We start from the raw sequence: 25,106 nt of genomic DNA on the forward strand, positions 1-25,106 counted from the left end.
CTGGTAGAATCATAAAAAAATTACTCAAAATAGATTGTCACTTCTTCTATAGGTTTACGTTTAGGGGGGATTTTAGGCTGACAATTTTCTTCAATTTTTCCTAAATACAGTGCACCAATTAATTGAATATTTTCTGGTTCTATATTTAACAATTTATAAGTTCTAGAATCGTTAATAATCGGTCCTGTACTCCATTGCATACCCATATTTTGTTGCCAAGCCATTAAATGAAAGTTTTGAATAGCACAAGCACAAGCAGCGTAATCTTCTTGACGCACAATAGGGTCTTCTACAATTACCTGGCCAACTAAAATCACTTGAGGGATTGCTCTAAATTTTTGAAGAGCTTTTTCATAAAAAGATTGGTAACAACTTGGATCACTTTGCGTTTTTTTCTTTGCTCGATTATCCGCGTAAACTTCAGCTAATTGATTTTTAAGATTTTCGCCTGCTATATAAAAACGCCAAGGCTGAGTTAATTTATGATTAGGTGCCCAAATAGCGGCTTGCAAACAATTCTGCAATTCAATAGAGTCAATTGGATGAATTTTTGAGTCTAAAAATTGGTAACATGTTCTTCTTTCTTTAATTAATTTTAATAAAGAATGAGTATTAATTGGTGTGGATTGCATTAATAGAGACCTTTGCTTTGCGTTTCAATGAGGTTGTAAATTTAAGATAAGCCTTATGGATAACTTATTTATATTTGTGGATAACTATCAATAAATAGACAATGTTAAATTTTATCCACAATTCACGCACACTTACACACATACTTTATCAGAAACTATACCCACAACTTAATCACAAACTAACTAATTGATAAAATCATTAAAATTCAACTTATCTACATAAATCTCTGCTCTAATAAGAATAAAAAGAAGTTATATATATAAAAAATATATACTTTACTTAGATAACGACTTCATAGCCAATTATCCACTATATTCAAAAAAAATGACTTTATAAAAGATCTTTCTATGACATTAAATGAACTTAAATATATTGTTGCAGTCGCCAAAGAAAAACATTTTAGAAAAGCTTCTGAACTCTGTTTTGTGAGTCAACCAACTTTAAGTGTGGCAATTAAAAAGTTAGAAGATGAATTAGGCATCACCCTATTTGAAAGACGTAAACAAGATGTATTAATTACCCCAATAGGAAAAAAAATTATTAGCATTGCTGAAGAGATTTTAGAACGCAGTAATGACATTAAACAAATTGCTAAAGAAGCCCAAGGTGATTTAACAACAGAATTAAAAATTGGAGCCATTTATACTATTGCGCCCTATTTACTTCCTAAATTAATACCTAGTTTTCATAAAATAGCACCCAATATTCCTTTGGTTATTGATGAAAACTATACGCATGTTTTAGCGAATCAATTAAAATCGGGTGAATTAGATATTGTGATTCTCTCTTTGCCTTTTAACGAACCTAATATTGAAACTTACCCTCTCTATGAAGAAACTTTTAGTGCCGTTGTCCCTAATAACAGTTCTTTAGCTAAAAGTAATAAAGCCGTTGATTTAGAGAATTTAAAAGATGAAACCGTTTTATTATTAGGTTCAGGCCATTGTTTTAGAGATCAAGTGGTAGAGGCTTTTCCTAATTTAATTAATATTAATAATCAAAATAGCCATTTACAAAAAACATTTGAAGGCAGTTCATTAGAAACTATTCGTTATATGGTTTCTTCGGGTGCAGGTATATCTATATTTCCATGCACATCGCTCTCAGAACGCGATGAGGAGCTTTTTACAATAAAGCCAATAAAATCCCCTGTACCAAAAAGAACGGTTGCTCTTGCATGGCGTAAGACGTTTTCAAGAATGCAGGCTTTAGAATTATTTAAACAGGCAATTGAAGAAATTAAAATTCCTTGTACTTTTTCTTAGTACTTTTTCTTAAATAGATTAAACTTTTAAAAACTAAATAATCTCAAGTAAAAAATAAAATGAAATATAACCTACAAATAAAAACTCTATTATTAATCAGCCTTTTCAGTTTAAATGCTTGGAGTAATACCCAAGCAGAGGTTCCCAAAAAAGCACCGGAAGTAATGAATTCAGAAGATCCCTATGAATCATTTAACCGAGTGATGTTTGATTTTAATATGGGGTTTAACGATACCCTAGGTAGACCTATTGCAGATGTATATAACGGGATATTGCCCCAACCTGCTAGAACAGGAATTAGTAATGTTTTTGGTAATTTAAAAACACCGCTATCAGCACTTAACTGTTTTTTGCAAGGCAAACCAGAAGAGGGTCTTTCTGAAATTATGCGATTTACAATTAACAGTACTTTTGGGTTATTTGGATTACTTGATATTGCCGAACCTGCTGGCTTAGAAGCTAAACAAGAAGATTTTGGACAAACTTTATATCAATGGGGTGTTTGGAATGAAAGTAACTATTTAGTTTTACCAATTGTAGGCTCTTATACCACACGAGAATTAGTCGGTGGTTTAGGTGATAGTGCTGCAGATCCTATTTATAGAACCGTTTTAGAAGATACAGATTCTTCTGGTAGAGTGTTGATATATATGGGAGATAAATTTATTAGTTACACCAAAGTTGTGAAATTACTAGAAGATATGAAAAATCAACCTGACCCTTATGTCTTTAGTCGAGAGAGCTACTTACAGTATCGCACTAATCTTATTTATGATGGTAATCCCCCTCAAAACAACTTAGATGATTTTGATTTTGAATAAATGAATACTTTAGAGACTAAAAATAATTCGTTTCAAGAAACCCTTCAAAAACAACAGTTATTGTTAGTTTTAGAAAATACCCTGAGTAGTAGTTTGGGTAATTTTGGTGTTGCGCTTTTAATAACCTTAATTTTTAACCATTTTATGGACAGTGCGCTGGTCTATGGATGGTTTTTCTTTATGACCGTTATTTCTACAATACGATTTTTTGTTGGGAAGTATCTTTATAAAAAGATAAAACAAGGTATTTATAAATCAGAATATGAAATGGCAATTTATATTATTGTTGTTTTAACAGGAATAGGTTGGGGTAGCGCTGCTGTTTTATTTATTAATGAACAAAATATTCAAACAAATTCTTATTTAGCAATTGCTATAGCTGGAATAGTAGCAGGAAGTACAGCATCACTCATCTCTATTAAAAAACTATTTTTTAGCTTTTTAATTACCTCTTTATTTCCAACGTTTTTGATATTTTTATTTGTCGGTGGAATAGAAAATCTCTATTTTTCAATGATGATCTTATTTTTTATTTTGTTTATGTTTAAAAATGGGAATGTGTTTAGTTCTAATATTGCTGAGAATGTAAAATTAATTCATGAAAATAAAGTATTAATTAAAAACCTTGAAATAGAAAAAAATCATGCTTTACAAACAAGTGAGTTAAAAAGTCAATTTTTAGCGAATATGTCACATGAAATTCGTACGCCAATGAACGCTATTTTAGGTTTTATTCATCTTTTAAAAGAGAATGAAGTAGACTCTAAAAGAATCAGTTATTTTGATTCTGTTATTTATTCAAGTGAAAATTTATTACATATTATTAACAATATTTTAGATTTCAGTAAAATTGAATGTAATCAATTAAAAATAGTAAAAAATTCTTTTAATCCAACACCTTTATTTAAAAACACCCTACAAATTTTTGAAGATGAAGCGAATCAAAAAAATATTCAATTAGAATTTAGTTGTAAGGAAAGTCTTCCTAACAAAATTATAGGTGATGAATTTAGACTGACTCAAATTATTAGTAATTTAGTCTCCAATGCCATTAAATTTTCATTAGAAAATGTCAATGTGATCCTGCAAGCCAGCTACAACCAAAAAACCGGTAAATTATCGGTTGCTGTTTATGATGAAGGGATTGGAATTTCTAAAGAAAAACAACAAGAAATATTTGAGTCTTTTTACCAAGTCGACTCGTCAACAACTCGTAAATTTGGTGGTATAGGTTTAGGGTTATCTATTTCATCAATGTTAGTAAAAAAAATGGGTGGAAAACTTGAAGTTGAATCGGTTGAAAATAAAGGCAGTAAATTCTTTTTTACCATACCAGCACCGGTTGATCAAACGACTAATATTAAGCCTGAGTTGGCTCAAAAAAATATAACAGAATTTAAACCTATAAATGGCCATATTTTGTTGGTTGAAGATGTACTGTTAAATCAAAAATTAATGATTGCGTATTTGAATAAATTTGGTCTCACTTATGAGATTGCTAAAGATGGTCTTGAAGCGGTTCAAGCTTTTAAAAATAGCGAGTTTTCAGTGATTTTAATGGATGAAAATATGCCTAATATGTCAGGTATAGAAGCGACTCATGAAATTCGTAAAATAGAGTTGTTAAATAACCGTCAACCTATCCCTATTATTGCGGTCACTGCCAATGCTTTAAAGGACGATAAAGCCCGTTTTTTAGCTGAAGGTTTCAATGAATATTTACCAAAGCCTGTTAATATCAAACTACTCTATCAAACCTTAGATAAAGTGATTAACGATTAAATCAATAACTACCAGGCCTGGTAGTTTTGGTTAATTTAAAACAATAAAAAACCCGCAAATGCGGGTTTTTAAGTATTTTATATTGCTAAGGTCTCAGTTTATTTAATCAATAGAATGGATGGGTTTGGCTATAAAACGTAACCAAATAAATCCAATTAAACCTGCAAATAGAGACGCAAATAAAATCCCTGTTTTAGCTTGTAAAAGCATCTCTAATCCACCTTCAGAACCATACCAAGCCAGTTCAGCGATAAAGATAGACATAGTAAAACCAATGCCCCCTAAAAATGAGACCCCAAAGATTTGACTCATGGTGGTATTTTTAGGCATACGTGCTAATCCAAGTTTAATCGCGATTAAGGCAAAACCGCTAATGCCAACCACTTTACCAATGACCAGGCCTGCCATAACCCCCATAGTAACCGGTTCAAATAACATAGCTTGCATACCATTAAAGTGAAGGGCGATACCTGCATTAGCTAAGGCAAATAGGGGAATAACGATTAAACTCACCGGTAAATGAAAATCATGTTCTAAACGATTAAGTGGGGCCTGTACAGCGTGAACGGTATCTTCCATGTGATGAAGTACGGCTTTTTGTTGATCATGTAATTCATGATTTTCCCCCACGGGATATTGTTTAAATTTATCCGTGAGCTTACCCATATGTTGGTCAAAAAATTGTGGATCAAATTTAGGTTTATGAGGAATAGCCAGCGCCGTTAAGATACCGGCAATGGTTGCGTGAACACCCGATTCCAACATAAATATCCACATAATCCCGCCGATAATAAAATAGGGCAATGGCTGATGAATACCAAAACGATTAAAGGCAATTAAAATACCAAAAAAAGCAAAGGCCATGAGTAACGAGAACATATGAATTTGGTCGGTATAGAATAAGGCAATCACCGTCACGGCCATTAAATCATCGACAATTGCCAATGCCACTAAAAAAGTCACTAAAGCAACCGGAACGCGTCGTCCTAATAAAACCAACGCACTAATGGCAAAAGCAATATCGGTTGCCATAGGGATTCCCCAACCATTTTCACTTGGTAATCCAAAGTTGATGTAGTAATAAATAAGAGCGGGCACGGCCACACCGCCAATTGCCGCAAAAATCGGTAACATTGCATTTTTAGGTTCAGATAATTCACCACTTAATACTTCACGCTTAATCTCTAAACCAATCACAAAAAAGAATAAAGCCATCAAGCCATCATTTATCCAATGGTGAAGAGAGTGATCAATACTAAAACTTCCCACACTCACGGTTAAATGAGTATGGAAAATATGAGCATAGGTTTCAGCTAAAGGCGAGTTGGCTAAAATAAGCGCAACCACGGTCATTAGCATTAACACTAAACCTGTTGTGGTTTGTTGATGTAAGAAATGTTCAAAAGGCGTCGCGACCTTATTAAACATACGTTCCCAGGGAGCGAGAATTTTATATTTTGGTAATGGTTTCATGTTATTAATTCTTTTTATTTCAATAGTCTCAAACCATTATAATACAGGGAATATTTTCAATAGAAAGGGTTAAAAATGAAAAACGTTTTATTGTTTTTAGGCTTAAGTCTGGGCTTGTTATTACCAAGCCTGGGGTACGCCAGTGAAACAGAAAACTTAATGGACTTAACGGGTCATTGGGCAGGCTATTTAAGCATTGGTATTTTTGTGGCGGCTTATCTATTAGTCATGACCGAAGAATTTACGCATTTAAGAAAATCTAAACCGGTTATTTTAGCGGCGGGCTTAATTTGGTCACTAATTGCTTATGTGATGATTCAAAATGATATGCCGAATGTTGCGGAAGAAGCGGTTCGCCATAATATTTTAGAGTTTGCAGAGCTCTTTTTATTCTTATTAGCCGCAATGACTTACATCAATGCGATGGAAGAGCGTCGAGTATTTGGTGCTTTGCGTGGTTGGCTAGTTTCTAAAGGTTTTACTTATAAACAACTCTTTTGGATTACTGGTTTATTAGCTTTCTTTATTTCACCTGTTGCAGATAACTTAACCACTGCGCTTCTAATGGGAGCCGTCATTTTAGCGGTTGGCGCAAATTCACCTAAATTTGTAACCCTAGGGTTTATAAACGTGGTGGTTGCCGCTAATGCGGGGGGTGCCTTTAGTCCATTTGGTGACATTACAACGCTAATGGTTTGGCAAAAAGGATTGCTGCATTTCAATGAGTTTTTTAACCTGTTTATACCAGCTTTAGTCAACTTTGCTGTACCCGCTATTTTAATGACCTTTTTCTTACCAAAAGGGGCGCCAAAAGCATTAAATGAAACCATTGCAATGCGACGTGGGGCTAAACGTATTGTTTTCTTATTCTTTATTACGATTACGACTGCGGTTTCTATGCACAACTTCTTACATATGCCACCGGTATTGGGCATGATGATGGGGCTGGCTTATTTACAATTCTTTGCTTATTTCTTAAAGAAAACCGGTGAAGTCTCTTACGAATATAGCAGTATGGGTGAAGGGGAAACTCACGGTAAACTTCAACCGGTTACATTCGATATATTTAACAAAATTGCCCGTTCAGAGTGGGATACCTTACTGTTCTTCTTTGGGGTTATTTTGGCAGTTGGTGGTTTGGGAACCTTAGGATATTTATCATTAGCTTCTGAAGTCATGTATACCCAATGGGGCGCAACTAATGCCAACATTGCTGTAGGGGTATTTTCTTCAATTGTTGATAATATACCGGTGATGTTTGCGGTATTAACGATGAATCCAGATATGAGTGATGGACAATGGTTGTTAGTGACATTAACAGCTGGGGTAGGGGGTTCATTACTTTCAGTTGGTTCGGCTGCTGGGGTCGCCTTAATGGGACAATCAAAAGGCCAATACACTTTCTTTAGTCACCTTAAATGGACACCTGCGATTGCTTTAGGTTATATCGCTAGTATTTGGGTACATATGATGATTAATAGTCAGCTATTTTAAAAATTAAATTTACTCTATTTAAAAATGTAAAAAGCAGTTAAGAGGTAACTCTTAACTGCTTTTTTATTTACTTAATTAATTAAATCCAAACTTTTGCAAAGGAATCTATTATTTAAGAATGCTGATCACGTTTTAGCTTAGCTAAATAAGCTTTTCGCTTTTCAGGAGGCATAGCGGCCAACATTTTTTGTAATTTCGCCTTTTGTTCTGCCGCAAAATTTTGACTTGCTTGAGAAGGAGGTGCGATTTTAGCACCACGTTTTTCTAAGCTTTTACGTTCATCAATTTTATCAATTTTTTCTTTAAGAATAGCGGCAGTAAAAGGTTTAACTATATACCCATCTACACCAGCTTGAGCAGCTTCTAATATTTGGCTACGTTTCTGTTCGGCAGTAATTAACATAAAAGGCATATCTTTTAAGTTTTCATCAGCACGAACTTTTTTAAGTAAATCTATTCCTGTCATTTCAGGCATGTTCCAATCACTAACAATAAAGTCATATTTTCCAGACTGAATCATAGGCCATGCTTTAGAGCCATCATTTGCATCATCAATATTAGTAAAACCCAATTCTTTTAAAAGGTTGGTTACTATTCTAATCATGGTAGCGAAGTCATCTACTACAAGAATGTTTATATTTTTATCGATTGCCATAATTTCAACCAGTGGATTAATTTAATTGGTTCATTATAAATTTACAAAAATCTATATCAATAAAAACTTAGCTAGATTTGTACCATAACCACAAAATAAGTAAATTATTGGAATAAATAATGATTTTAATACGTGAAATTAGGTATTTGAGAGAGTTTTTTTATTTAAGAAGGGAGTTTTAAGGGGGGTGTTTAAAATCCCCTCTCTTATAAATAGAGGGGATTTGAAGTTATGCCGCTTTTTTGACAGCTTTTTTAGCGGCGACTTTTACCTTTTTCTTGCTAGAAAGGCCTTTTTTCATAACTTTTTTAGTTGCAGATTTAATAACACTTTTAGCATTTTTCTTTTTAACGTCTTTTTTAGCAACGGCTTTCATTGTTGCTTTAGTTGTTGCTTTTTTAACGATTTTTTTCTTTAGTGCTTTAGCCATTTTTATTACCTTTAACTTATATATAAAAAAAATTATTACTAACTTTTAGTAATAACTTATAGTTAATAATAACTTTAATAGAATTTAAATACAAATATTTTGAGTATGTTTATATAATGAGAGCCTTGCATTGCATGCTGATGCAAAATATATATTTTAATTTATAGGTTTTACTAAATGACGTTCATTGAGTTTAAAAAACATTTATTAGACGCAGAAATCACTTTGCCTAAATTCAGCAAATTAATAAAGGTGAGTGAAAAAAATATTCAATCTTACAAAAAGAAGGGCGAAATACCTAACCCAATTGCGGTGATTGTCGTTTGTTTTGTAGAGATGAAAAAAGCAGGTTTAGACTATAAAGAAATTATTGAAAACCTTGAGTTGACTGCCAAAACCAAAAAAGGGGTTGGGTTTGCTAACAAATCTAAATAACCGACTGTTGAGCCTGAATAATCTAATTAACTAACTTTATTGATAAACATCTCCTATAAAATAGGCATTGCGGTTTTATTAACGACTTTTCTTAAGACAAAACTGGTATGAACCCCGCTTACACCTGTAATCTGAGTAATATGATTGAGTAATAAATCTTGGTAAGCTTCTAAATCTTTAACAAGTACCTTTAATTGATAATCGGCTGTTTGGCCGGTTAGTAATAAACACTCCAAAACATTAGGCATAGATATCACTGTTTTTTCAAATTCTGAAAAACGTTCTTTAGTATGCTTGTCCATTGATATATGTACCAGAGCCATTAAATCTAAACCCAATTTTTTAGAATCTAATAAGGTTCTATAGCCAATAATCACTCCAGACTCATCTAAAGCCTTAAAGCGTCTTAAACAAGCTGATGGCGACAAACCTATTTGATCAGCTATTTCTTGATTGGTTAAACGACCATTATTCTGTAATGCCTTTAAAATCGCTTTATCGTAGTTATCTAATTTCATAAATTCTCTATATTTAGCATCATATGTTAATAATTATTATTTTATATAAATTCTATATCATTATTAAACGTATAAATAGAATTATTCACAATAAAATATACCAGGCCTGGTAATAAAATAGGAGTTATTAAATAACCTACATTGCCGTAGAGAAGAGAATAATGAATCCAATAAAATATCAGCGAACTCCTAGCCCACAATTAACAAATCGCCAGTGGCCAAATAATTTTTTAGAAAAAGCACCTATTTGGGTGAGTGTTGATTTACGTGATGGTAATCAAGCGTTAGCAAACCCCATGACCGTTGACCAAAAATTAGCTCTTTGGCAGCAACTGGTGAATATGGGTTTTAAAACTATTGAAATTGGTTTTCCATCAGCAAGTCAGCTTGAATTTGATTTTACTCGTCGTTTAATAGAAGAAGATTTGATTCCTGATGATGTTACTGTGCAAGTATTAGTTCAAGCTCGTGAACATTTAATTGAACGTACTTATGAGTCTTTGCAGGGCGTTAAGCAAGCCGTGATACACGTTTATAACACCACCTCAATTGTGCAACGTGAGAATGTGTTTGAAAAAACTAAAAACAAAATTAAAGCAATGGCTATACAGGGCGCAAAATGGGTTAAAGAATATGCCCAAAAGGCCAATGAATCTCATCCTGGTTCTAAGTGGATATTTCAATATTCGCCTGAGAGTTTTTCGCAAACGGAAACCGATTATGCGGTAGAAGTTTGCCAAGCCGTTATGAACGTTTGGCAACCTACCCCAGACAATAAATGCATTTTAAACTTACCAGCAACGGTAGAAAGTACTTCTCCAAACCGTTTTGCAGACCAGGTTGAATACTTTATTACGCATCTTAAAAATCGTGAGTCTGCGTTAATTTCAATTCATACTCATAATGATCGTGGTTGTGCTGTTGCCGCGGCAGAATTATCGTTATTAGCCGGTGCTGATCGTATTGAAGGCACGTTATTAGGTAATGGTGAGCGAACTGGTAATATGGATATTGTTACCCTAGCCATGAATTTATTTAGTGAAGGAATAGACCCTAAATTAGATTTATCTGATCCAAATCAATGGATTCCTGTGGTAGAAGAGGTAACGCAGATTAAAACCCATCCACGTCATCCTTGGGTGGGTGATGTGGTGTATACCGCCTATTCAGGTAGTCATCAAGATGCGATTCGTAAATGTCTATTAAAGCAAAAAGCAGATGCTCCCTGGAATGTCGCTTATTTACCAATTGACCCTAAAGATGTAGGGCGTGATTATGAGGCAATTATTAGAGTCAATAGCCAATCAGGTAAAGCAGGTTCTGCCTTTGTTTTGGCTCAAGAATATGGTTTAAATCTACCAAAATGGGTACAACTAGATTTTGCACCGATTGCCCAAAAATTAGCAGAAAAGCAGGGCGGGGTGGTGAGTCATAGAGAGTTATATAATGAGTTTACTAACCAATATGAATTAGAAGATACTGCTATTCAAATCAATCACTATCAACTGCATAGAGAGGGTGATTTAGAGCATTTATCTATTGAGGTAAATGGTGAACTTTGGCAAGGAACCGGTAACGGAACCTTAAGTGCATTATGTGACGCTTGGCACAAACGTACAGGGTATTCAGTTGATGTTATGGATTACGCTGAACATGCTTTACATACCTTGGATGAAAGTCCAAATGGTGAACAGGGTAAAAATGCTCAAGCTATGGCTTATGTCTATTTACAAATAAATAATAGTCGTTCAGTAGGCGTTGCTAAAGCAAAAGATACCGTTTCAGCAATGGTAATGGCTTTGTTAAAAGGGCTAAATAGAAACACTTAATTTATTAAAACCCTTTGCAATAATGAGTATTAAAGAAATTAAACTTGGATAAAAATAGTTCGTTTTAATTTTCTAGAGTATTTAACCAGGCCTGGTAATATTTGTTTTATATGGTTGTTATATTAGTGTGTCATAATGAGACCTTTGCACGAGAGTATGCACGAGTAAAAATGGTTAAAATTTCCCCGATTTTTGTTGAAAAACTTGCGAATAGCTAGCTATTCCCTACGTTTTCCGCCGCAATCAGGCAAATTTTTCCTCATTTTTCTTTCGTACCTATCTCGTGCAAAGGTCTCATAATATTTATATTGTCTGATAATAATGAGTAAAAACGATGTATATAACCCCTCAAGATTCAACCCCTGTTGAGCTCTATCAATTATTAACAGGTGGTATTGTTCCTAGGCCAATCGCCTGGATTAGCACTCAAAATGCGCAAGGTTTAACTAACTTAGCACCTTATTCTTTTTTTAGTGTGGCAAGTTGTAATCCGCCAGTTTTAACCTTTACCAATGTCCCTTCTAGAGATATATTTACCAAAGATACGTTGGCTAACTTACAAGAAACCAAAGAGTGTGTGGTGCATATTGTACCGGCGAATCAAGCAGATTTAATGAATGCCAGTTGTGCTAGTTATTCATCTTCGCAAAGTGAAATTGATGAAATTGGTATTGAAACTGTCGCTAGTCATAAAGTGAATCCGCCTAGTATTAAATCGGCAGCAGTTCGTTACGAATGTACTTTAAAAGAAACCATTACTATCTCTGATAAGCCTATTGGTGGGGTATTAGTGTTACTTGATGTTGTAGCAATACATGTTGATGAATCAGTAATGAAAGACAATATAATCCAAGCAAATTTACTAGATACAATTGGTAAATTGGGTGGTAATGATTATTGTCATTCTAAGGCAGACATTAATTTACCCCGTCCTTAAATATCTAATGATTGTTTCATGTGGAACATAAAATCAATTTAAACTAAAACCTCGCAAATGCGGGGTTTTTTTTTGCCACTATGCTATGGTTAATAAGTCATTCTTTTTAAGATACTTATCATGAAAAATTATCGTTATTTAAATCAATATAACTTTGCCTATATCGCTACGTTTATTTTATCTCTGAGCATAATGCTATTTTCTTCTATAGCTTTTGCAGGAGAAAATGCTCCAAAGCTTGATTGGTTTCTCATGTTAATGAAACTTTTAGGGGGGTTAGCCCTATTTCTATATGGTATGGAGCAACTTATTAAAAGCCTGCTTGTGGTAGCAGGTGAGCAGATGAAAAACCTTTTAGCAAAACTTACAACAAATAGAGTGATGGGTGCGATTACGGGAGCGGGTGTTACGGCTGTAATTCAATCTTCATCTGTTACCAGTGTGCTGACTGTTGGCTTTGTATCTGCAGGCCTAATGACAGTAGGACAGGCAGCAGGGGTTATTATGGGAGCCAATTTGGGTACAACCATAACGGCTCAGGTGATTGCTTTTAAGGTCACTAATTTTGCTTTATTAATGATTGCAGTAGGATTTGCCATACAATTTTTTTCTAAACTCAATAAGAAAATTGCAATTGGCCGTCTAATTATGGGTTTAGGCCTTATCTTTTTTGGTATGAATATTATGAGTGAGGGCATGGCACCACTTAAGGATTACCAACCTTTTTTAGATCTAATGCTACAAATGCAAACCCCTATTTATGGCATATTAATAGGTTTTATTTTTACAGCTTTAGTGCAGTCCTCATCAGCAACTATCGGTATTATTATTGTTATGGCGAGCAATGGTTTTTTAACATTACCAGCGGGTATTGCCTTGGCAATGGGGGCAAATGTAGGTACTACGGTCACGGCTCTATTAGCGACTATTGGTAAATCAAGAGAAGCTAAAAGAACAGGTTATATTCACCTTCTTTTTAATGTTATTGGAGTATTAATATTTCTTCCTTTTATTCCAGAATTAGCTCATTTTTCTGCCTATTTAACCAATCCTAATCTAATTGATATTAATCAAAATACAATGAATATTGCCTTTTTGGCAGAACACACTCCGCGCCAAATTGCTAATGCTAATACCCTATTCAATTTTATTTCACTGGTAATCTTTTTACCGTTGATACCCGTTTTTATTTGGGTGGTTAATAAAATAGTGCCTATTTTGGATAATGAAAAAAATTCTGCTGAATTTGAAATTAAGTTTTTGGATGAGAGCCTGTTAAGTACTCCTTCAATGGCAATGCAGGCTGTACGTCAAGAGATTGAAATTTATCAACAAAAACATTCATTTTTTTATAAACGAGTCATGTCATTAATAGAGAATCCAAATCTAGATAAGTTATCTAGAGAAGATTTAAATCTTCAGCGCTTTAGAAGTTATCAACGAAAAATTTTACGATATTTGGGTAAAATCAACCAGTCAGAATTATCGTCAAATGAACAAAATGAATACTTAAAGTTGTTAAATGTTGTAAACGTTATGGAATCTATGCTTGAAACGATAGAATTTAATGTTTTAAATGTATTGCACAGTTTGTTTCAGAATAGTACTAAACCGAGTGAAACAATGAATCAACTTGTGGGACAACTCTCTAATGAAGTGGGTAAATCAATAGACAGAGCTTTGTTGAGTATTAGTGAGCAGAATAAAGAACCAGCGCTTTCTGTTATTGCAATTAAGCCAACGATTGATTTGCTTATTCAAGAAGCACTTAAGCATCAAATAAAAAAGTTTCAACCAACTGAAGAGCGTTTAACGATTTTTAGATTTGAAATGCAATTGGTAGATGGATTTAAACAATTACATACTTTAGCTAAACGAATTGCAAGATTACAATTAATTGAAGTTCCGATTGAAAATAAGATAGATAACCCAGGTTTTGAAAAAGTGGATTAACTTAGGTTTTTTTTGCAATTTAAATTTATTTGTTAAAAAAATGGCTTTCAAATTTATATGTTGTTGCCATTTTTTCAATATAGCTAATGCATATGGCTAGGTTTTCTATAAAAACTACTATATGAGCTTATATTTAAGGATTTTTTATCAAGTTTGATGTTTTTATAGAAAAATATCTTTAATTAATAATATTAACCATATTTTTATTATGGTTTATAGTTATCCATGTCTTTTATTCGTTAGAGCAGGCCAGATTACCTTTTTTAAGTCTTTTGTTATCTTCAATTATAGAATCACATTGTTCTAGTTGTAGTTTTAAGTTTTCCATTTCAATTATTGTCATATTTTCTTTTATTAAAGAATAGTGCATCCAAACACCTTCACGCCAAGATTCAACCAGACCTGAATTTTTTAAATAAGCCAAATGTCTTGAAATAGTGCTTTGCCCAATTCCTAAAATATCAACTATTTCACACACGCAAAACGAGTCTTTTGTTATTAACAAATTAAGAATTCGTAAACGAATTGGATCTGATAAGGCTTTAAATAGTTGGGTAATGTTATCTAGTTTCATATTATCTAGTGTCATATTCTTTTTTAGAATTAATTTATAAGTTGTAATTTACCATAAATAAGATAATAATATCAATACATCCGTTTATACGTATTTAATAGACTATGATTTTATATGAAGAGTTTAAAGTTAATTTTATCGTCGGTATTTTTGGTCAGTAGTTTATTTACTGCCCCTGTTATAGCCATGGATTTTAAATTTAATCAGGTAACAGATAATGTTTATGCTTATATTGGACCTATAAATGATCGCACACCTGAAAACTTAGGTTTAAATAATAATATTGGTCTTGTGGTGACACAGAAAGGGGCAGTATTAATTGACTCAGGTGCTGGAATACCTTCAGCTAAGGCGCTTGAAAAGGCGGCTAAAAAAATAACCAATTTACCTATTATTGCAGTTATTAATACCGGTAGTCAGGACCATCGTTGGTTGGGTAACGGGTATTTTGCTGGAAAGGGTGCAAAAATTTATGCGCTGGAAAAAACCGTGACTACTCAAAAATCAAAGGGTGATGAGGAAGTACGCCACATGACCTTTGTATCAAAATCTTTTTCTACAACTAAGCCTTTATCATCAACTGAAAAGTTAGCCGGGGATAAAGCAAAGATTACAATTGGTGGTGTGGTATTTGAGTTGAAATATTTTGGTGATGCGCATTTTCCGGGTGATGCAGTTGTATGGTTGCCTAAGCAATCTGTGTTATTTTCTGGTGACCTAATCTATGTTGATCGTATGCTAGGGGTTCACCCATTTTCAAATGTAGCAAGTTGGCAAAAGGCTTATCACAAAGCACAAACTTTACCTGCTAAGTTTATCGTTCCTGGGCATGGTCAAGTTTGTGATTGGGATAAAGCAAATCAAGATACCGGTAATTATTTAGATAAGTTGGTTACAGTACTATCAGCGGCCGCTGAAGATATGACTGGTGTGCAACAAGCTGTAGATGACAACAAAGACTGGCCTGAATTTAAACACCTAAAACACTATGATTCTTGGCATAAAACAATCTTAAACCGTACTTATCTTCAATTTGAAAATGAGATGTAGGTAAACCACTATGTTTGAAGTGTTTACTCTTTTGGGTGATTGGGTTTCCTTTCAATTATTTGGGCTTTCACCCGACACTCAAATAGGTGCTGCCGTTCAGTTTTTTGTGATGGATACCACTAAAATCTTCTTTTTATTGGTGGTTATCATCTATGTCATGGGGCTGCTTAGGGCAATGATTTCAACCGAGCGTGTTAGGCAAATCGTGGCGGGTCGTCCTCAGTGGTTGGCGCGTTCACTTGCGATTACACTGGGTGGCGTCACGCCATTCTGTTCCTGCTCATCGGTTCCTCTGTTTATTGGTTTTGTAGAGGCAAGAATCCCTATTGGTATTACCTTCGCTTTTTTAATTGCTAGCCCAATGATTAATGAGGTGGCGGTAGTTTTATTAATGACCATTTTGGGTTGGGAAGTTGCCTTGCTGTATGTTTTAGCAGGCCTGGTGGTTGCTTATATTGGTTCTATCGTTATTGAATGGTTTAAACCAGAACGTTGGGTAGAATCGTATGTTTGGGATATTAAAATGCGCCAACAACAAGAACTAGAAGCCAATAGTGGTGGATTTAATCAACGCCATGAATTTGCTTGGAATGAAGTAAAAGTGATTGTTAAACGTATTTGGCATTGGCTATTTATTGGTATTGCATTAGGGGCGGCTTTTCATGGCTTTGTTCCAGAGGCTTGGGTGAGTACCTATCTAGGAGATTCGTCTAACTGGTGGAGTGTACCTGCCGCTGTTTTAGTGGGCGTACCGCTTTATTCAAATGCCACTGGCGTCATTCCTTTGATTGAAGCGATGATCAATAAAGGAGTTCCCATTGGGACAAGTTTGGCGCTTATGATGAGTATTGCTGCACTCTCTTTACCGGAACTGCTTATTTTACGTAAAGTGATTAAATGGCAGGCATTAGGTATTTTTGTGGGGGTACTTACGGTGGCCTTTATATTGGTCGGTTATTTATTTAATTTTATTCAACCTAACTTACCAGACCTGGTAAGTTAGTAATAAATTTTTGATTTTGATTTTTTAATTTTTATATTTAAAGGAAGTTTTTATGAAAGGTAATATTATGATTCGCATGATTTCGTTAATGATTATTGTGCCAATTTTGTTAGCCCACTTTAGTGGACAAGTTGATTTACTTAAACCTAATTGGCTATGGTTAACTTTGTTTGCGGGGCTTAATGCATTGCAGGCTACTTTTACGGGTTGGTGTCCGGTAAGTCGTTTTTTACCACAAGATAAAAATACGGGAGCGTGCTGTATTTCAGATACAACTGGTACTTGTTGTTCAACTCCTGAAGAGTCTAAAAGTTCATCGGCTTGTTGTGGTGATGATGTTTCACGTGAAACAAAGTCAAATGATTGTTGTTCCGATAGTAAAGAAGAATCATGTTGTTCAGGTTCTGATACGGCAAAAGAATCTTCTTGTTGTGAAGGCGATACTTTAGAGATAAAAGTATTGGGGACAGGTTGTACTACCTGTAATAATACTATTAAATTAATAGAAGCCACCTCAAGTGAAATGGCTGTTAAAGTTTCTGTCATTAAGGTAGAAGATGTTGCACAAATTGCCTCTTATGGTGTTATGAGTACACCAGGTATTGTTATCAATGAACAGGTGGTGCATAGTGGTGGAATGCCATCAAAACAGTTAATTGAAGAATGGTTAACAAAAGCTTAATAAAACAGAACAATAAAAATGAATAATAAACGCTGGAGAATATATATGTATAACGTTTTATTTATCGATCAAGAAAACTCAGTGAGGAGTATTCTTGCCGAAGCGCTTTTGAATCATTGGGGCAAAGATAAATTTAACGCTTATAGCTCTGGCAGTGAACCTAGTGGTGAAGTTCACCCACAGGTTATAGAAACACTTAAGCATGCTAAGTTACCTACCGAGAATTTATATTCAAAAAGTGTGAATGAATTCTCTAAAGAAGATTCTCCGCAAATGGATTTTGTTTTTATTTTATGTGACAAGGTAAGAGGAGAGGTTTGTCCTATTTGGCCAGACCATACCATCACTTCTGTATGGGCAATAGATAGTCCATATAGTGATGACCTCAATATTGACGCTATAAGAGAAATACTTCATTCCCTAGAAAATAGAATTAATTTATTTGTGCAGTTACCTATTAGCAAACTTGAGCACCTAAAGCTAAAAGAAGAAATACACAATTTAAGTCATCACTAGAGACTAATAACTAGAGACTTTTGCAAGAGTCGATGAATGGTTAAAAAAGACCATAATTCTTTATCTTTTTCTTACCTCCCCAACTCGTGAAAAGGTCTCTAAAGGGATTTAAAAATAATGAAAAAAATTAGAATAGCCATCAATGGTTTTGGTCGTATGGGTCGTTTGGCAATGCGTGTTGCTTTTGATTGGCCAGAAGTTGAGATTGTACATATTAATGAAATCGCAACCGATGCTGTAGGTTCTGCCCACTTACTCAATTTTGATTCAGCTCATGGTCGCTGGCATCATGAGGCTATTGAACAAAATGGGCAAATCATTGTGGCTGACACCGTGATTGGCTATTCAATGAATAAAGTGGTTTCTGATACTCAATGGGGCGATTTAAATGTAGATGTGGTTATTGAATCTACAGGAAAATTTAGAACGATTGAAACAATTCAACCTTATCTTGATCAAGGTGTTAAGCAAGTCATTGTTGCTGCTCCGATGAAAGAGGGGATAAAGAATATTGTGATGGGAATCAATGATGACATTGTGGTTGCTGGACAAGACCCAATTATTACAGCCGCATCTTGTACCACCAATTGTATTGCACCTGTCATTAAAGTAATGCATGAAAAGCTCGGCATTAAACACGGCATGATTACAACAATGCATGACAGAACCAATACTCAAAAAGTAGTGGATCATGGCCATAAAGATTTGCGTAGAGCACGTGCCAGTTTTGAATCATTAATCCCAACCTCAACGGGTTCAGCTACGGCAATAGGTACTATCTTTCCTGAACTTAATGGCAAGTTAAATGGGGTGGCGGTGCGTGTACCACTGATGAATGCATCGCTAACGGATTTAGTCTTAGAAATGGAAAACCCAACTTCTGTTGAAGAGGTTAATGGTGTGCTTAAAGAAGCCTCAGAAACTTATCTAAAGGGTATTTTAGGTTTTGAAACTCGTCCATTGGTCTCTGTTGATTACGAAGGTGAAACTTGCTCTAGTGTGATTGATGTTCCATCGACCATGGTCGTTAATGGAACTCAAGTAAAACTATTGGCTTGGTATGACAATGAAATAGGTTATGTCTCTCGTATGATGGAATTAGCGGTTAAGGTTGCTAATGATAATAATTCTGTGAGTTAAGTTATAAGAGACCTTTGCATGAGAGTATGCACGAATAAAAATGGTTCTAGGTGCCCCTTGAGGGTAAAAATTCACCTGATTTTTGTTGTACACCAATGGCTCTTCCGTTGGGCGACAACTTGTGAATAGCTAGCTATTCCCTGCGTTTTCCGCCGCAAACGAAGAACTCGACGCCCGAAGGGGTAAGTCGAGAGTCAGGCAAATTTTCTCTCATTTTTCTTTCGCACCTATCTCGTGCAAAGATCTCTATATGAGTGCTTTTTAGGAATGATTGTTAAAGCAAAGTTCCGTTCTATTATTGTTGAGTTATAAATCACCAGGCCTGGTTAAATGTATATTTACCAGGCCTGTTTAATTTGGATTAGGAAAAAGGTTTTACAAATGAATGCAACCAAACAATATGCCATTGTGACGGCCAATTATTGGGCCTATACATTAACTGATGGTGCTTTACGCATGTTGGTTTTATTGTATTTTTATCAGCTTGGTTATTCCCCATTAGAGATTGCTATGCTGTTTTTGTTTTATGAATTTTTTGGCATTGTAACCAACTTAGTTGGGGGTTGGTTAGGCGCAAGGTTAGGGCTTAATGTCACCATGAATATTGGTCTGAGCCTGCAAATAATTGCTCTTCTTATGTTAACGGTCCCTAATGAATGGCTAGGGGTTGTCTATGTGATGGCGGCTCAGGCATTATCCGGTATAGCTAAAGACTTAAATAAAATGAGTGCCAAAAGTAGTATTAAATCTTTGGCGAGTGATGCTGATGGAACGCTCTATAAATGGGTTAGTTTATTAACGGGTTCTAAAAATGCATTAAAAGGCGTTGGCTTCTTTTTAGGTGCAGTGTTGCTTGAATGGGTTGGTTTTGCTAATTCAATGTGGGTGATGTCTGCAATGTTATTAGTGGCCTTAATTGTCTCACTATTATTTTTAGATGGGTCTTTAGGTAAATCTAAAAGTAAGAGCAAATTTAATGAAATGTTTTCAAAATCGGCTGCCATTAATTGGTTGTCTGCCGCCCGGTTCTTCTTGTTTGGTGCACGTGATATTTGGTTTGTTGTGGCCTTACCAATCTATTTACAAGGTGTATTAGGGTGGAGCTTTCATGAGGTTGGAAGCTTTATGGCCTTATGGGTCATTGGTTATGGGTTCATACAAGCTAGTACACCAAGAATACTCAGCTTATCGAAAAAACAAAATAGTAATCCAACAGTCAGCACGGCTATGAAACTGGCTTTAGCTTTAGCACTAGTCCCTTTAGTTATGGCTTGGCAATTATCTAATAGCCCACAATTAGTGATTATTATTGGGTTAGGTCTGTTTGCGCTGTTTTTTGCCGTTAACTCGGCAGTACATTCATACTTAATTGTGTCAATGGCCAATGAAGATGGGGCTTCAAAAGACGTAGGTTTTTACTATATGGCAAATGCCGGCGGTCGCTTAATGGGTACGGTGTTGTCAGGTTATGTTTATCAAACATTTGGAATGGAAGCCTGCTTAATGTTTTCAACCGTTTTCATTATAATGTCAGCAGGCCTGGTATTAAGAGTACCCAGCTCTTAAGATAGTTATCTCACTACAACCTTTATTAACACGAAGACACGAAGTCACGAAGATTAAAGAGTTGAAAGTTAGAGGATATTCGATGAATGTCTCAGCTGAGTTATAATTCTCTAACGGTTTCCTTATATCTTTTTCCCAATCAATCTTCGTGTCTTCGTGACTTCGTGGTTAACTTATAAAAATATCAATCACAAATCCTAGAATAATAAGGTCGCAATTATGTGGATTCAAAAAACAATTACCTTAAAGCCACAGCCACGAGGTTTTCATTTAGTTACCAATGAAATTCTTTCTAACTTACCAGAACTGCGTGATATTAATATTGGCTTAATGCATATCCTGATTAAGCATACCTCCGCATCACTCACCATTAATGAAAATGCTGATCCCTCTGTGCGTGATGATTTTGAAAGCTTTTTTAATGATGTTGTGACTGAAAATAAACCGTATTTTACTCATACCTATGAAGGTTCAGACGATATGCCTGCACACTTAAAAAGTAGCCTTTTAGGATTTGATTTAACGCTTCCAATTACCAATGGCTCTCCAAACCTAGGGACTTGGCAAGGTATCTATTTATGTGAACACCGTAATCAGGGTGGTTCAAGAACATTGGTAATAACGATTCAAGGCGAGTAATCGTCACTGGATTTAACTATTTAATTTACCAGGCCTTATATGTTGAAAGTGTTCTCCAGAAGTGGAGAATTTATTAAGGACGCTTAGTAAAGGGATAAAGAGATCTTGCTACCAGGCCAATGACACCCAGAGTGATCCAGGTTATCAGATTAAGACCTTTATCCCCACACACTATAAACTGAACGGTATCTTAGGCAGGACAAGACTCCTAGCCTGTATTCATAAGGTTAGTATAGCCATAGTGTGAACTTACTAAACGAAATTAAATCCTAGCATAAAATAGGTATTTCGAACATGAAAATATACATCGGCATAGACATCAGCAAAGACACCTTTGACGTAGCGGTTTCAACTCAAAAGCAAAGTGTCACTTTTAATAACACCCCAGCGGGGTTTAAAAAGTTTATCAAATGGATGAGCCTTTTTGATTCTCCACACATCGCGATGGAAGCCACCGGGAAATACTATTTAGGCCTCGCATTGCATCTTTACGAACAAGAATACCCTGTGTATGTGATCAACCCATTTAAAATCAAACATCATGCACAATCCAAACTAAAGCGTGTTAAAACCGACAGTGAAGATGCTAAGCTCATCGCAGATTTTTGTGAAGTACACAAACTCAAACCTTGGCAGCCTGACAGTCCGATTATCGCTAAGCTACAAGAGTTCTCAGCACTTCAATCCTTGTTAATTCAAACAAAAACCCGCATTAAAAACCAAATGCAAAGTTCGACAGAAATTGAAGTACAGAAAATTCAAATAGCTCAGATTAAACAGTTAGAAAAGCAGATTGAAAAGATTCAATCCCAAATGAAAGGCTGCGTTCAACAGGATGTTGAATTGGCTAAGCAGATGGCATTATTAAAGTCCATTAAAGGACTGGGTGAAAAAACAGCGATTGAACTCATCACTCATATCAAAGACATTTATCGTTTTGATAATGCAAAGGCCTTAGCCTGTTACTCTGGTCTTGTTCCACAAATACAGCAATCGGGTAGTAGTTTAAATCGCTCATCGCTTTCAAAAATGGGCAATGCAAATTTAAGGAAGTGTCTCTACATGCCTGCGGTAAATAGTATTGCATACAACCCTGTCTTAAAATCCTTTGCAGACAATCTGAGAAAAAGAGGGGTTGCAGGTAAGAAGATAGTTGCCGCGGTAATGCGCAAATTAATTCATCTGGTTTATGCTATTCTGAAGAGTGGTAAACCCTTTGATCCAGAATATAAGATTGGTGCTTGACTATGAAAATCAAACACGGTATCTGGTAAATTGAGTTGAATATTTAATAAATACCCATACAAATAGATATGCGCTATATCATTAACTTTATCAGTTAATAGCCTATACAAATATTCAAATAAAAGACCAATTAAAAGACCTATTCCTTATGACACAATCTTCAATAGCAGTAACTCCAAACCCTTTTTTATCGGATTCACATTTTCCAGAATTTAATGCGTTTCACGTGGAACATATTGAACCTGCCGTTTCACAACTGTTGGCCGAAAATAAACAAGTCATTGATGACCTAGTTGCTTCAACGCAAGAGCCTACATGGAAAAATTTTGTAGAACCTCTTGAGAGCATCGATAATCGTTTTGAAAAAGTGTGGGGGCCTGTTGGGCATTTAGATGCGGTTATGAACAGTGACGATTGGCATAAAGCCTATACCAACTGTTTAGAGAAGGTAACGCAGTATTACACTGAGAATGGACAAAATGCGGGTCTATATAAAAAGTTCAATGCTATTTCACAGAGTGAAGAGTACCCAGATTACAATCTTGCACAGAAAAAAGTCATTGAAAATGCACTGCGTAACTTTCGTTTAAGCGGTATTGCTTTGCCAGCCGAGAAGCAAGCTATCTATAAAGAGTTAAAACAGCGTTTATCACAAAATAGCAGTCAGTTTGGTAATAACGTGCTTAAGTCAACCCAGGCTTGGTCAAAGCATATTGAAGATAAAAAAGAATTAGCAGGCCTGCCAGAATCGGCAATAGGGCTATTACAGCAATTAGCAGAGCAAAAGTCGTTAACAGGTTGGTGTGTTACGTTAGATTTTCCGTCGTATTTAGCGGTTATGACCCATGCAGACAATAGAGAATTACGAGCTGAAGTTTATAAGGCATTCTCAACTCGTGCCTCAGACCAGGCAGATAATACCGAGTTTGATAATAGTGAATTAATTGAAATTATTCGTGCTGACCGTTATCAATTAGCGACTCTATTAGAGTTTGAAAATTATGCAGAATACTCATTAGCCACCAAAATGGCAGAGTCAACTGATCAGGTTTTAGGTTTTTTAAGAGATTTAGCGGTTAAGTCAAAACCACAGGCTCAACAAGAATTAGCCACCCTAAAAGCCTTTGCTAAAACGGAACTTGGCATTGAAGATTTTCAACCTTGGGATGTGACCTATGCATCTGAAAAACTTAAAAACCAAACACTTTCGCTCTCACAAGAAAAACTACGCCCTTACTTCCCCGTAGAAAAAGTTTTACAGGGTTTGTTCTCAATTACTCAAAATTTATTTGGTATTAAAATTAATATTAAAACAGGTGTTGAGACTTGGCATGAAGATGTGCGGTTTTTTGAATTAACCGATGATACTAATCAAGTGATTGGGCATTTTTATTTAGATTTATACGCCCGTGAAAATAAACGCGGTGGTGCTTGGATGGATTCAGCCATTACACGCTGGAAACATCCTAATGGTCAATTACAAACACCAGTAGCCTATTTAGTGTGTAACTTTACACCACCTATTGGCGATGCAGAAGCCTGTTTAACCCATGATGAAGTGACTACGTTATTTCATGAGTTTGGTCACGGGATTCACCACTTATTTACCAAAATGGAACAGTTAGATATTTCTGGTATTGCAGGTGTGCCGTGGGATGCAGTTGAATTACCATCGCAATTTATGGAGAACTTTTGTTGGGAGCGTGAAGGAATAGATTTCATCTCTTCACATGTTGAAACGGGTGAAATATTACCTAATGATTTATTTGAAGCACTGCAAAAAGGCCGTGGTTTTCAGTCAGCGATGATGATGTTACGCCAAATTGAATTTGCATTGGTGGATTTTGATTTACACACCTTTTATAACCCAGAATCACCAGAAGGTGTTTTAGATATTGCTAAACGAATTAGAGATGAAGTAGCGGTGGTACAACCACCAAGTTACGCTCGACAATTACACAGCTTTAGCCATATTTTTGCAGGCGGTTATGCGGCAGGTTATTACAGTTACAAATGGGCAGAAGTTTTATCAGCAGATGCCTTTAGTCTGTTTGAAGAAACGGGTATTTTAAATGCAGAGACAGGTATGCACTTTAAAAACACCATTTTAGCGGCAGGTGGCTCAATTGATCCGATGGTATTGTTTAAAACCTTTAGAGGTCGTGAACCAGAGATTGATGCGTTATTAAGACACAGTGGGATTGCGGCTTAAAATATCTATGGTTTATGAATTATTACAAAGAAAAAAGCCTTTACTCAAAAGAGTAAAGGCAAATTGGTTTATCTTAGAGCTAAAATGAACCAATACAACAAGAATGAATATATAAGAGACCTTTGCACGAGAGTATGCGCGAGTAAAAATGGTTAAAATTCACCTGATTTTTGTTGTACCCCAAGGGTACTTCCGTTGGGCGACAACTTGCGAATAGCTAGCTATTCCCTGCGTTTTCCGCCGCAATCAAGCAA

At 35.3% G+C, this 25,106-nt stretch carries 22 protein-coding genes and 1 pseudogene; 17 read left to right on the top strand and 6 right to left on the bottom strand.

From position 1 onward, the window contains the following. Positions 1-20: 20 nt before the first annotated feature. The gene (locus BS34_RS0111635) at positions 21-632 is read right to left on the bottom strand and encodes a nitroreductase family protein (RefSeq protein ID WP_029408676.1); all 612 of its coding nucleotides are present in this window, start codon (positions 630-632) and stop codon (positions 21-23) included. A 348-nt stretch (positions 633-980) separates the two neighbouring features. Here BS34_RS0111635 and BS34_RS0111640 point away from each other — a divergent pair, with 348 nt between their 5' ends. Genes BS34_RS0111640 through BS34_RS12765 form a run of 3 tightly spaced genes read left to right on the top strand, consistent with a single transcriptional unit; the run spans position 981 to position 4,501 of the window. Next, the gene (locus tag BS34_RS0111640; protein WP_029408677.1) at positions 981-1,898 is read left to right on the top strand and encodes a hydrogen peroxide-inducible genes activator; all 918 of its coding nucleotides are present in this window, start codon (positions 981-983) and stop codon (positions 1,896-1,898) included. Between the two features lie 59 nt (positions 1,899-1,957). Continuing rightward, positions 1,958-2,719 (top strand): MlaA family lipoprotein, encoded by a 762-nt coding sequence (locus tag BS34_RS0111645; protein WP_029408678.1) that lies wholly within the window; start codon positions 1,958-1,960, stop codon positions 2,717-2,719. Next, positions 2,720-4,501 (top strand): ATP-binding protein, encoded by a 1,782-nt coding sequence (locus BS34_RS12765; protein ID WP_051640880.1) that lies wholly within the window; start codon positions 2,720-2,722, stop codon positions 4,499-4,501. A gap of 102 nt (positions 4,502-4,603) precedes the next feature. On the opposite strand, the gene nhaA is transcribed toward BS34_RS12765, so the two are convergent. Then, positions 4,604-5,974 (bottom strand): Na+/H+ antiporter NhaA, encoded by a 1,371-nt coding sequence (nhaA, locus tag BS34_RS0111655; protein WP_029408680.1) that lies wholly within the window; start codon positions 5,972-5,974, stop codon positions 4,604-4,606. A gap of 75 nt (positions 5,975-6,049) precedes the next feature. On the opposite strand from nhaA, the gene nhaD reads away from it, so the two are divergent. After that, positions 6,050-7,468: a sodium:proton antiporter NhaD gene (gene nhaD / locus BS34_RS0111660; RefSeq protein ID WP_029408681.1), complete on the top strand. Its 1,419-nt coding sequence runs from the start codon at positions 6,050-6,052 to the stop codon at positions 7,466-7,468. A gap of 274 nt (positions 7,469-7,742) precedes the next feature. Here the strand turns inward: nhaD and BS34_RS0111665 are convergent. After that, positions 7,743-8,117 (bottom strand): annotated as a pseudogene (locus BS34_RS0111665) (response regulator); the annotation flags it as partial. Between the two features lie 235 nt (positions 8,118-8,352). Further along, entirely contained in the window at positions 8,353-8,553 is a 201-nt protein-coding gene (locus tag BS34_RS0111670; protein ID WP_029408683.1) for a hypothetical protein, read from the bottom strand. Between the two features lie 177 nt (positions 8,554-8,730). Between BS34_RS0111670 and BS34_RS0111675 the strand changes: the two genes are divergently transcribed. Continuing rightward, entirely contained in the window at positions 8,731-8,988 is a 258-nt protein-coding gene (locus BS34_RS0111675) for a hypothetical protein (protein WP_029408684.1), read from the top strand. Positions 8,989-9,041: 53 nt separating this feature from the next. On the opposite strand, the gene BS34_RS0111680 is transcribed toward BS34_RS0111675, so the two are convergent. After that, positions 9,042-9,506 (bottom strand): Lrp/AsnC family transcriptional regulator, encoded by a 465-nt coding sequence (locus BS34_RS0111680; protein WP_029408685.1) that lies wholly within the window; start codon positions 9,504-9,506, stop codon positions 9,042-9,044. A gap of 161 nt (positions 9,507-9,667) precedes the next feature. Between BS34_RS0111680 and BS34_RS0111685 the strand changes: the two genes are divergently transcribed. The 3 genes from BS34_RS0111685 to BS34_RS0111695 all read left to right on the top strand — a co-directional run bounded on the left by BS34_RS0111685 (position 9,668) and on the right by BS34_RS0111695 (position 14,225). Then, positions 9,668-11,335 (top strand): 2-isopropylmalate synthase, encoded by a 1,668-nt coding sequence (locus tag BS34_RS0111685; protein WP_029408686.1) that lies wholly within the window; start codon positions 9,668-9,670, stop codon positions 11,333-11,335. A 334-nt stretch (positions 11,336-11,669) separates the two neighbouring features. Then, positions 11,670-12,272: a flavin reductase family protein gene (locus tag BS34_RS0111690; protein ID WP_029408687.1), complete on the top strand. Its 603-nt coding sequence runs from the start codon at positions 11,670-11,672 to the stop codon at positions 12,270-12,272. Between the two features lie 120 nt (positions 12,273-12,392). Next, positions 12,393-14,225 carry a Na/Pi cotransporter family protein gene (locus BS34_RS0111695; RefSeq protein WP_051640881.1) on the top strand — a complete coding sequence of 611 codons (1,833 nt, stop codon included), beginning with the start codon at positions 12,393-12,395 and terminating at the stop codon, positions 14,223-14,225. A gap of 232 nt (positions 14,226-14,457) precedes the next feature. Here the strand turns inward: BS34_RS0111695 and BS34_RS0111700 are convergent, their stop codons facing one another. Next, entirely contained in the window at positions 14,458-14,814 is a 357-nt protein-coding gene (locus BS34_RS0111700) for an ArsR/SmtB family transcription factor (protein WP_029408689.1), read from the bottom strand. A 99-nt stretch (positions 14,815-14,913) separates the two neighbouring features. Between BS34_RS0111700 and BS34_RS0111705 the strand changes: the two genes are divergently transcribed. The 9 genes from BS34_RS0111705 (at position 14,914) to BS34_RS0111745 (ending at position 24,852) form a co-directional block, all read left to right on the top strand. Further along, positions 14,914-15,849, top strand: a complete 936-nt coding sequence (locus tag BS34_RS0111705) for an MBL fold metallo-hydrolase (protein WP_029408690.1) — start codon at positions 14,914-14,916, stop codon at positions 15,847-15,849. A 10-nt stretch (positions 15,850-15,859) separates the two neighbouring features. Continuing rightward, positions 15,860-16,852 carry a permease gene (locus tag BS34_RS0111710; RefSeq protein ID WP_029408691.1) on the top strand — a complete coding sequence of 331 codons (993 nt, stop codon included), beginning with the start codon at positions 15,860-15,862 and terminating at the stop codon, positions 16,850-16,852. A 52-nt stretch (positions 16,853-16,904) separates the two neighbouring features. Further along, positions 16,905-17,534 carry an MTH895/ArsE family thioredoxin-like protein gene (locus BS34_RS12900; protein WP_084151655.1) on the top strand — a complete coding sequence of 210 codons (630 nt, stop codon included), beginning with the start codon at positions 16,905-16,907 and terminating at the stop codon, positions 17,532-17,534. A gap of 18 nt (positions 17,535-17,552) precedes the next feature. After that, positions 17,553-18,050 (top strand): arsenate reductase ArsC, encoded by a 498-nt coding sequence (locus BS34_RS0111720; protein WP_029408693.1) that lies wholly within the window; start codon positions 17,553-17,555, stop codon positions 18,048-18,050. Positions 18,051-18,167: 117 nt separating this feature from the next. Continuing rightward, the gene (locus tag BS34_RS0111725; protein WP_029408694.1) at positions 18,168-19,190 is read left to right on the top strand and encodes an ArsJ-associated glyceraldehyde-3-phosphate dehydrogenase; all 1,023 of its coding nucleotides are present in this window, start codon (positions 18,168-18,170) and stop codon (positions 19,188-19,190) included. Between the two features lie 381 nt (positions 19,191-19,571). Further along, a complete protein-coding gene (gene arsJ, locus BS34_RS0111730; protein ID WP_029408695.1) occupies positions 19,572-20,756 on the top strand; it encodes an organoarsenical effux MFS transporter ArsJ in 1,185 nt (394 codons plus the stop codon). 219 nt (positions 20,757-20,975) lie between these two features. Then, entirely contained in the window at positions 20,976-21,395 is a 420-nt protein-coding gene (locus tag BS34_RS0111735; protein WP_029408696.1) for a secondary thiamine-phosphate synthase enzyme YjbQ, read from the top strand. Between the two features lie 294 nt (positions 21,396-21,689). Next, a complete protein-coding gene (locus BS34_RS0111740) occupies positions 21,690-22,640 on the top strand; it encodes an IS110 family RNA-guided transposase (RefSeq protein ID WP_029407270.1) in 951 nt (316 codons plus the stop codon). A gap of 148 nt (positions 22,641-22,788) precedes the next feature. Further along, positions 22,789-24,852, top strand: coding sequence for a M3 family metallopeptidase (locus BS34_RS0111745; RefSeq protein WP_029408697.1), 2,064 nt, complete (start codon positions 22,789-22,791; stop codon positions 24,850-24,852). The last annotated feature ends 254 nt before the right edge of the window (positions 24,853-25,106 follow it).

It is taken from the genome of Thiomicrorhabdus sp. Milos-T2 (assembly GCF_000702325.1).
Taxonomy (GTDB): domain Bacteria; phylum Pseudomonadota; class Gammaproteobacteria; order Thiomicrospirales; family Thiomicrospiraceae; genus Thiomicrorhabdus.

What these genes read in the sequence shown, in the direction of transcription:
- BS34_RS0111680 (WP_029408685.1), bottom strand. Translation starts at nt 9,506, where the DNA reads ATGAAATTAGATAACTACGATAAAGCGATTTTAAAGGCATTACAGAAT.
- nhaD (WP_029408681.1), top strand. Translation starts at nt 6,050, where the DNA reads ATGAAAAACGTTTTATTGTTTTTAGGCTTAAGTCTGGGCTTGTTATTA.
- BS34_RS0111645 (WP_029408678.1), top strand. Translation starts at nt 1,958, where the DNA reads ATGAAATATAACCTACAAATAAAAACTCTATTATTAATCAGCCTTTTC.
- BS34_RS0111740 (WP_029407270.1), top strand. Translation starts at nt 21,690, where the DNA reads ATGAAAATATACATCGGCATAGACATCAGCAAAGACACCTTTGACGTA.
- BS34_RS0111735 (WP_029408696.1), top strand. Translation starts at nt 20,976, where the DNA reads ATGTGGATTCAAAAAACAATTACCTTAAAGCCACAGCCACGAGGTTTT.
- BS34_RS0111635 (WP_029408676.1), bottom strand. Translation starts at nt 632, where the DNA reads ATGCAATCCACACCAATTAATACTCATTCTTTATTAAAATTAATTAAA.
- BS34_RS0111745 (WP_029408697.1), top strand. Translation starts at nt 22,789, where the DNA reads ATGACACAATCTTCAATAGCAGTAACTCCAAACCCTTTTTTATCGGAT.
- BS34_RS0111690 (WP_029408687.1), top strand. Translation starts at nt 11,670, where the DNA reads ATGTATATAACCCCTCAAGATTCAACCCCTGTTGAGCTCTATCAATTA.
- BS34_RS0111685 (WP_029408686.1), top strand. Translation starts at nt 9,668, where the DNA reads ATGAATCCAATAAAATATCAGCGAACTCCTAGCCCACAATTAACAAAT.
- BS34_RS0111720 (WP_029408693.1), top strand. Translation starts at nt 17,553, where the DNA reads ATGAATAATAAACGCTGGAGAATATATATGTATAACGTTTTATTTATC.
- arsJ (WP_029408695.1), top strand. Translation starts at nt 19,572, where the DNA reads ATGAATGCAACCAAACAATATGCCATTGTGACGGCCAATTATTGGGCC.
- BS34_RS0111710 (WP_029408691.1), top strand. Translation starts at nt 15,860, where the DNA reads ATGTTTGAAGTGTTTACTCTTTTGGGTGATTGGGTTTCCTTTCAATTA.
- BS34_RS0111640 (WP_029408677.1), top strand. Translation starts at nt 981, where the DNA reads ATGACATTAAATGAACTTAAATATATTGTTGCAGTCGCCAAAGAAAAA.
- BS34_RS0111705 (WP_029408690.1), top strand. Translation starts at nt 14,914, where the DNA reads ATGAAGAGTTTAAAGTTAATTTTATCGTCGGTATTTTTGGTCAGTAGT.
- BS34_RS0111675 (WP_029408684.1), top strand. Translation starts at nt 8,731, where the DNA reads ATGACGTTCATTGAGTTTAAAAAACATTTATTAGACGCAGAAATCACT.
- BS34_RS0111670 (WP_029408683.1), bottom strand. Translation starts at nt 8,553, where the DNA reads ATGGCTAAAGCACTAAAGAAAAAAATCGTTAAAAAAGCAACAACTAAA.
- nhaA (WP_029408680.1), bottom strand. Translation starts at nt 5,974, where the DNA reads ATGAAACCATTACCAAAATATAAAATTCTCGCTCCCTGGGAACGTATG.
- BS34_RS0111725 (WP_029408694.1), top strand. Translation starts at nt 18,168, where the DNA reads ATGAAAAAAATTAGAATAGCCATCAATGGTTTTGGTCGTATGGGTCGT.
- BS34_RS12765 (WP_051640880.1), top strand. Translation starts at nt 2,720, where the DNA reads ATGAATACTTTAGAGACTAAAAATAATTCGTTTCAAGAAACCCTTCAA.
- BS34_RS0111700 (WP_029408689.1), bottom strand. Translation starts at nt 14,814, where the DNA reads ATGACACTAGATAATATGAAACTAGATAACATTACCCAACTATTTAAA.
- BS34_RS0111695 (WP_051640881.1), top strand. Translation starts at nt 12,393, where the DNA reads ATGAAAAATTATCGTTATTTAAATCAATATAACTTTGCCTATATCGCT.
- BS34_RS12900 (WP_084151655.1), top strand. Translation starts at nt 16,905, where the DNA reads ATGAAAGGTAATATTATGATTCGCATGATTTCGTTAATGATTATTGTG.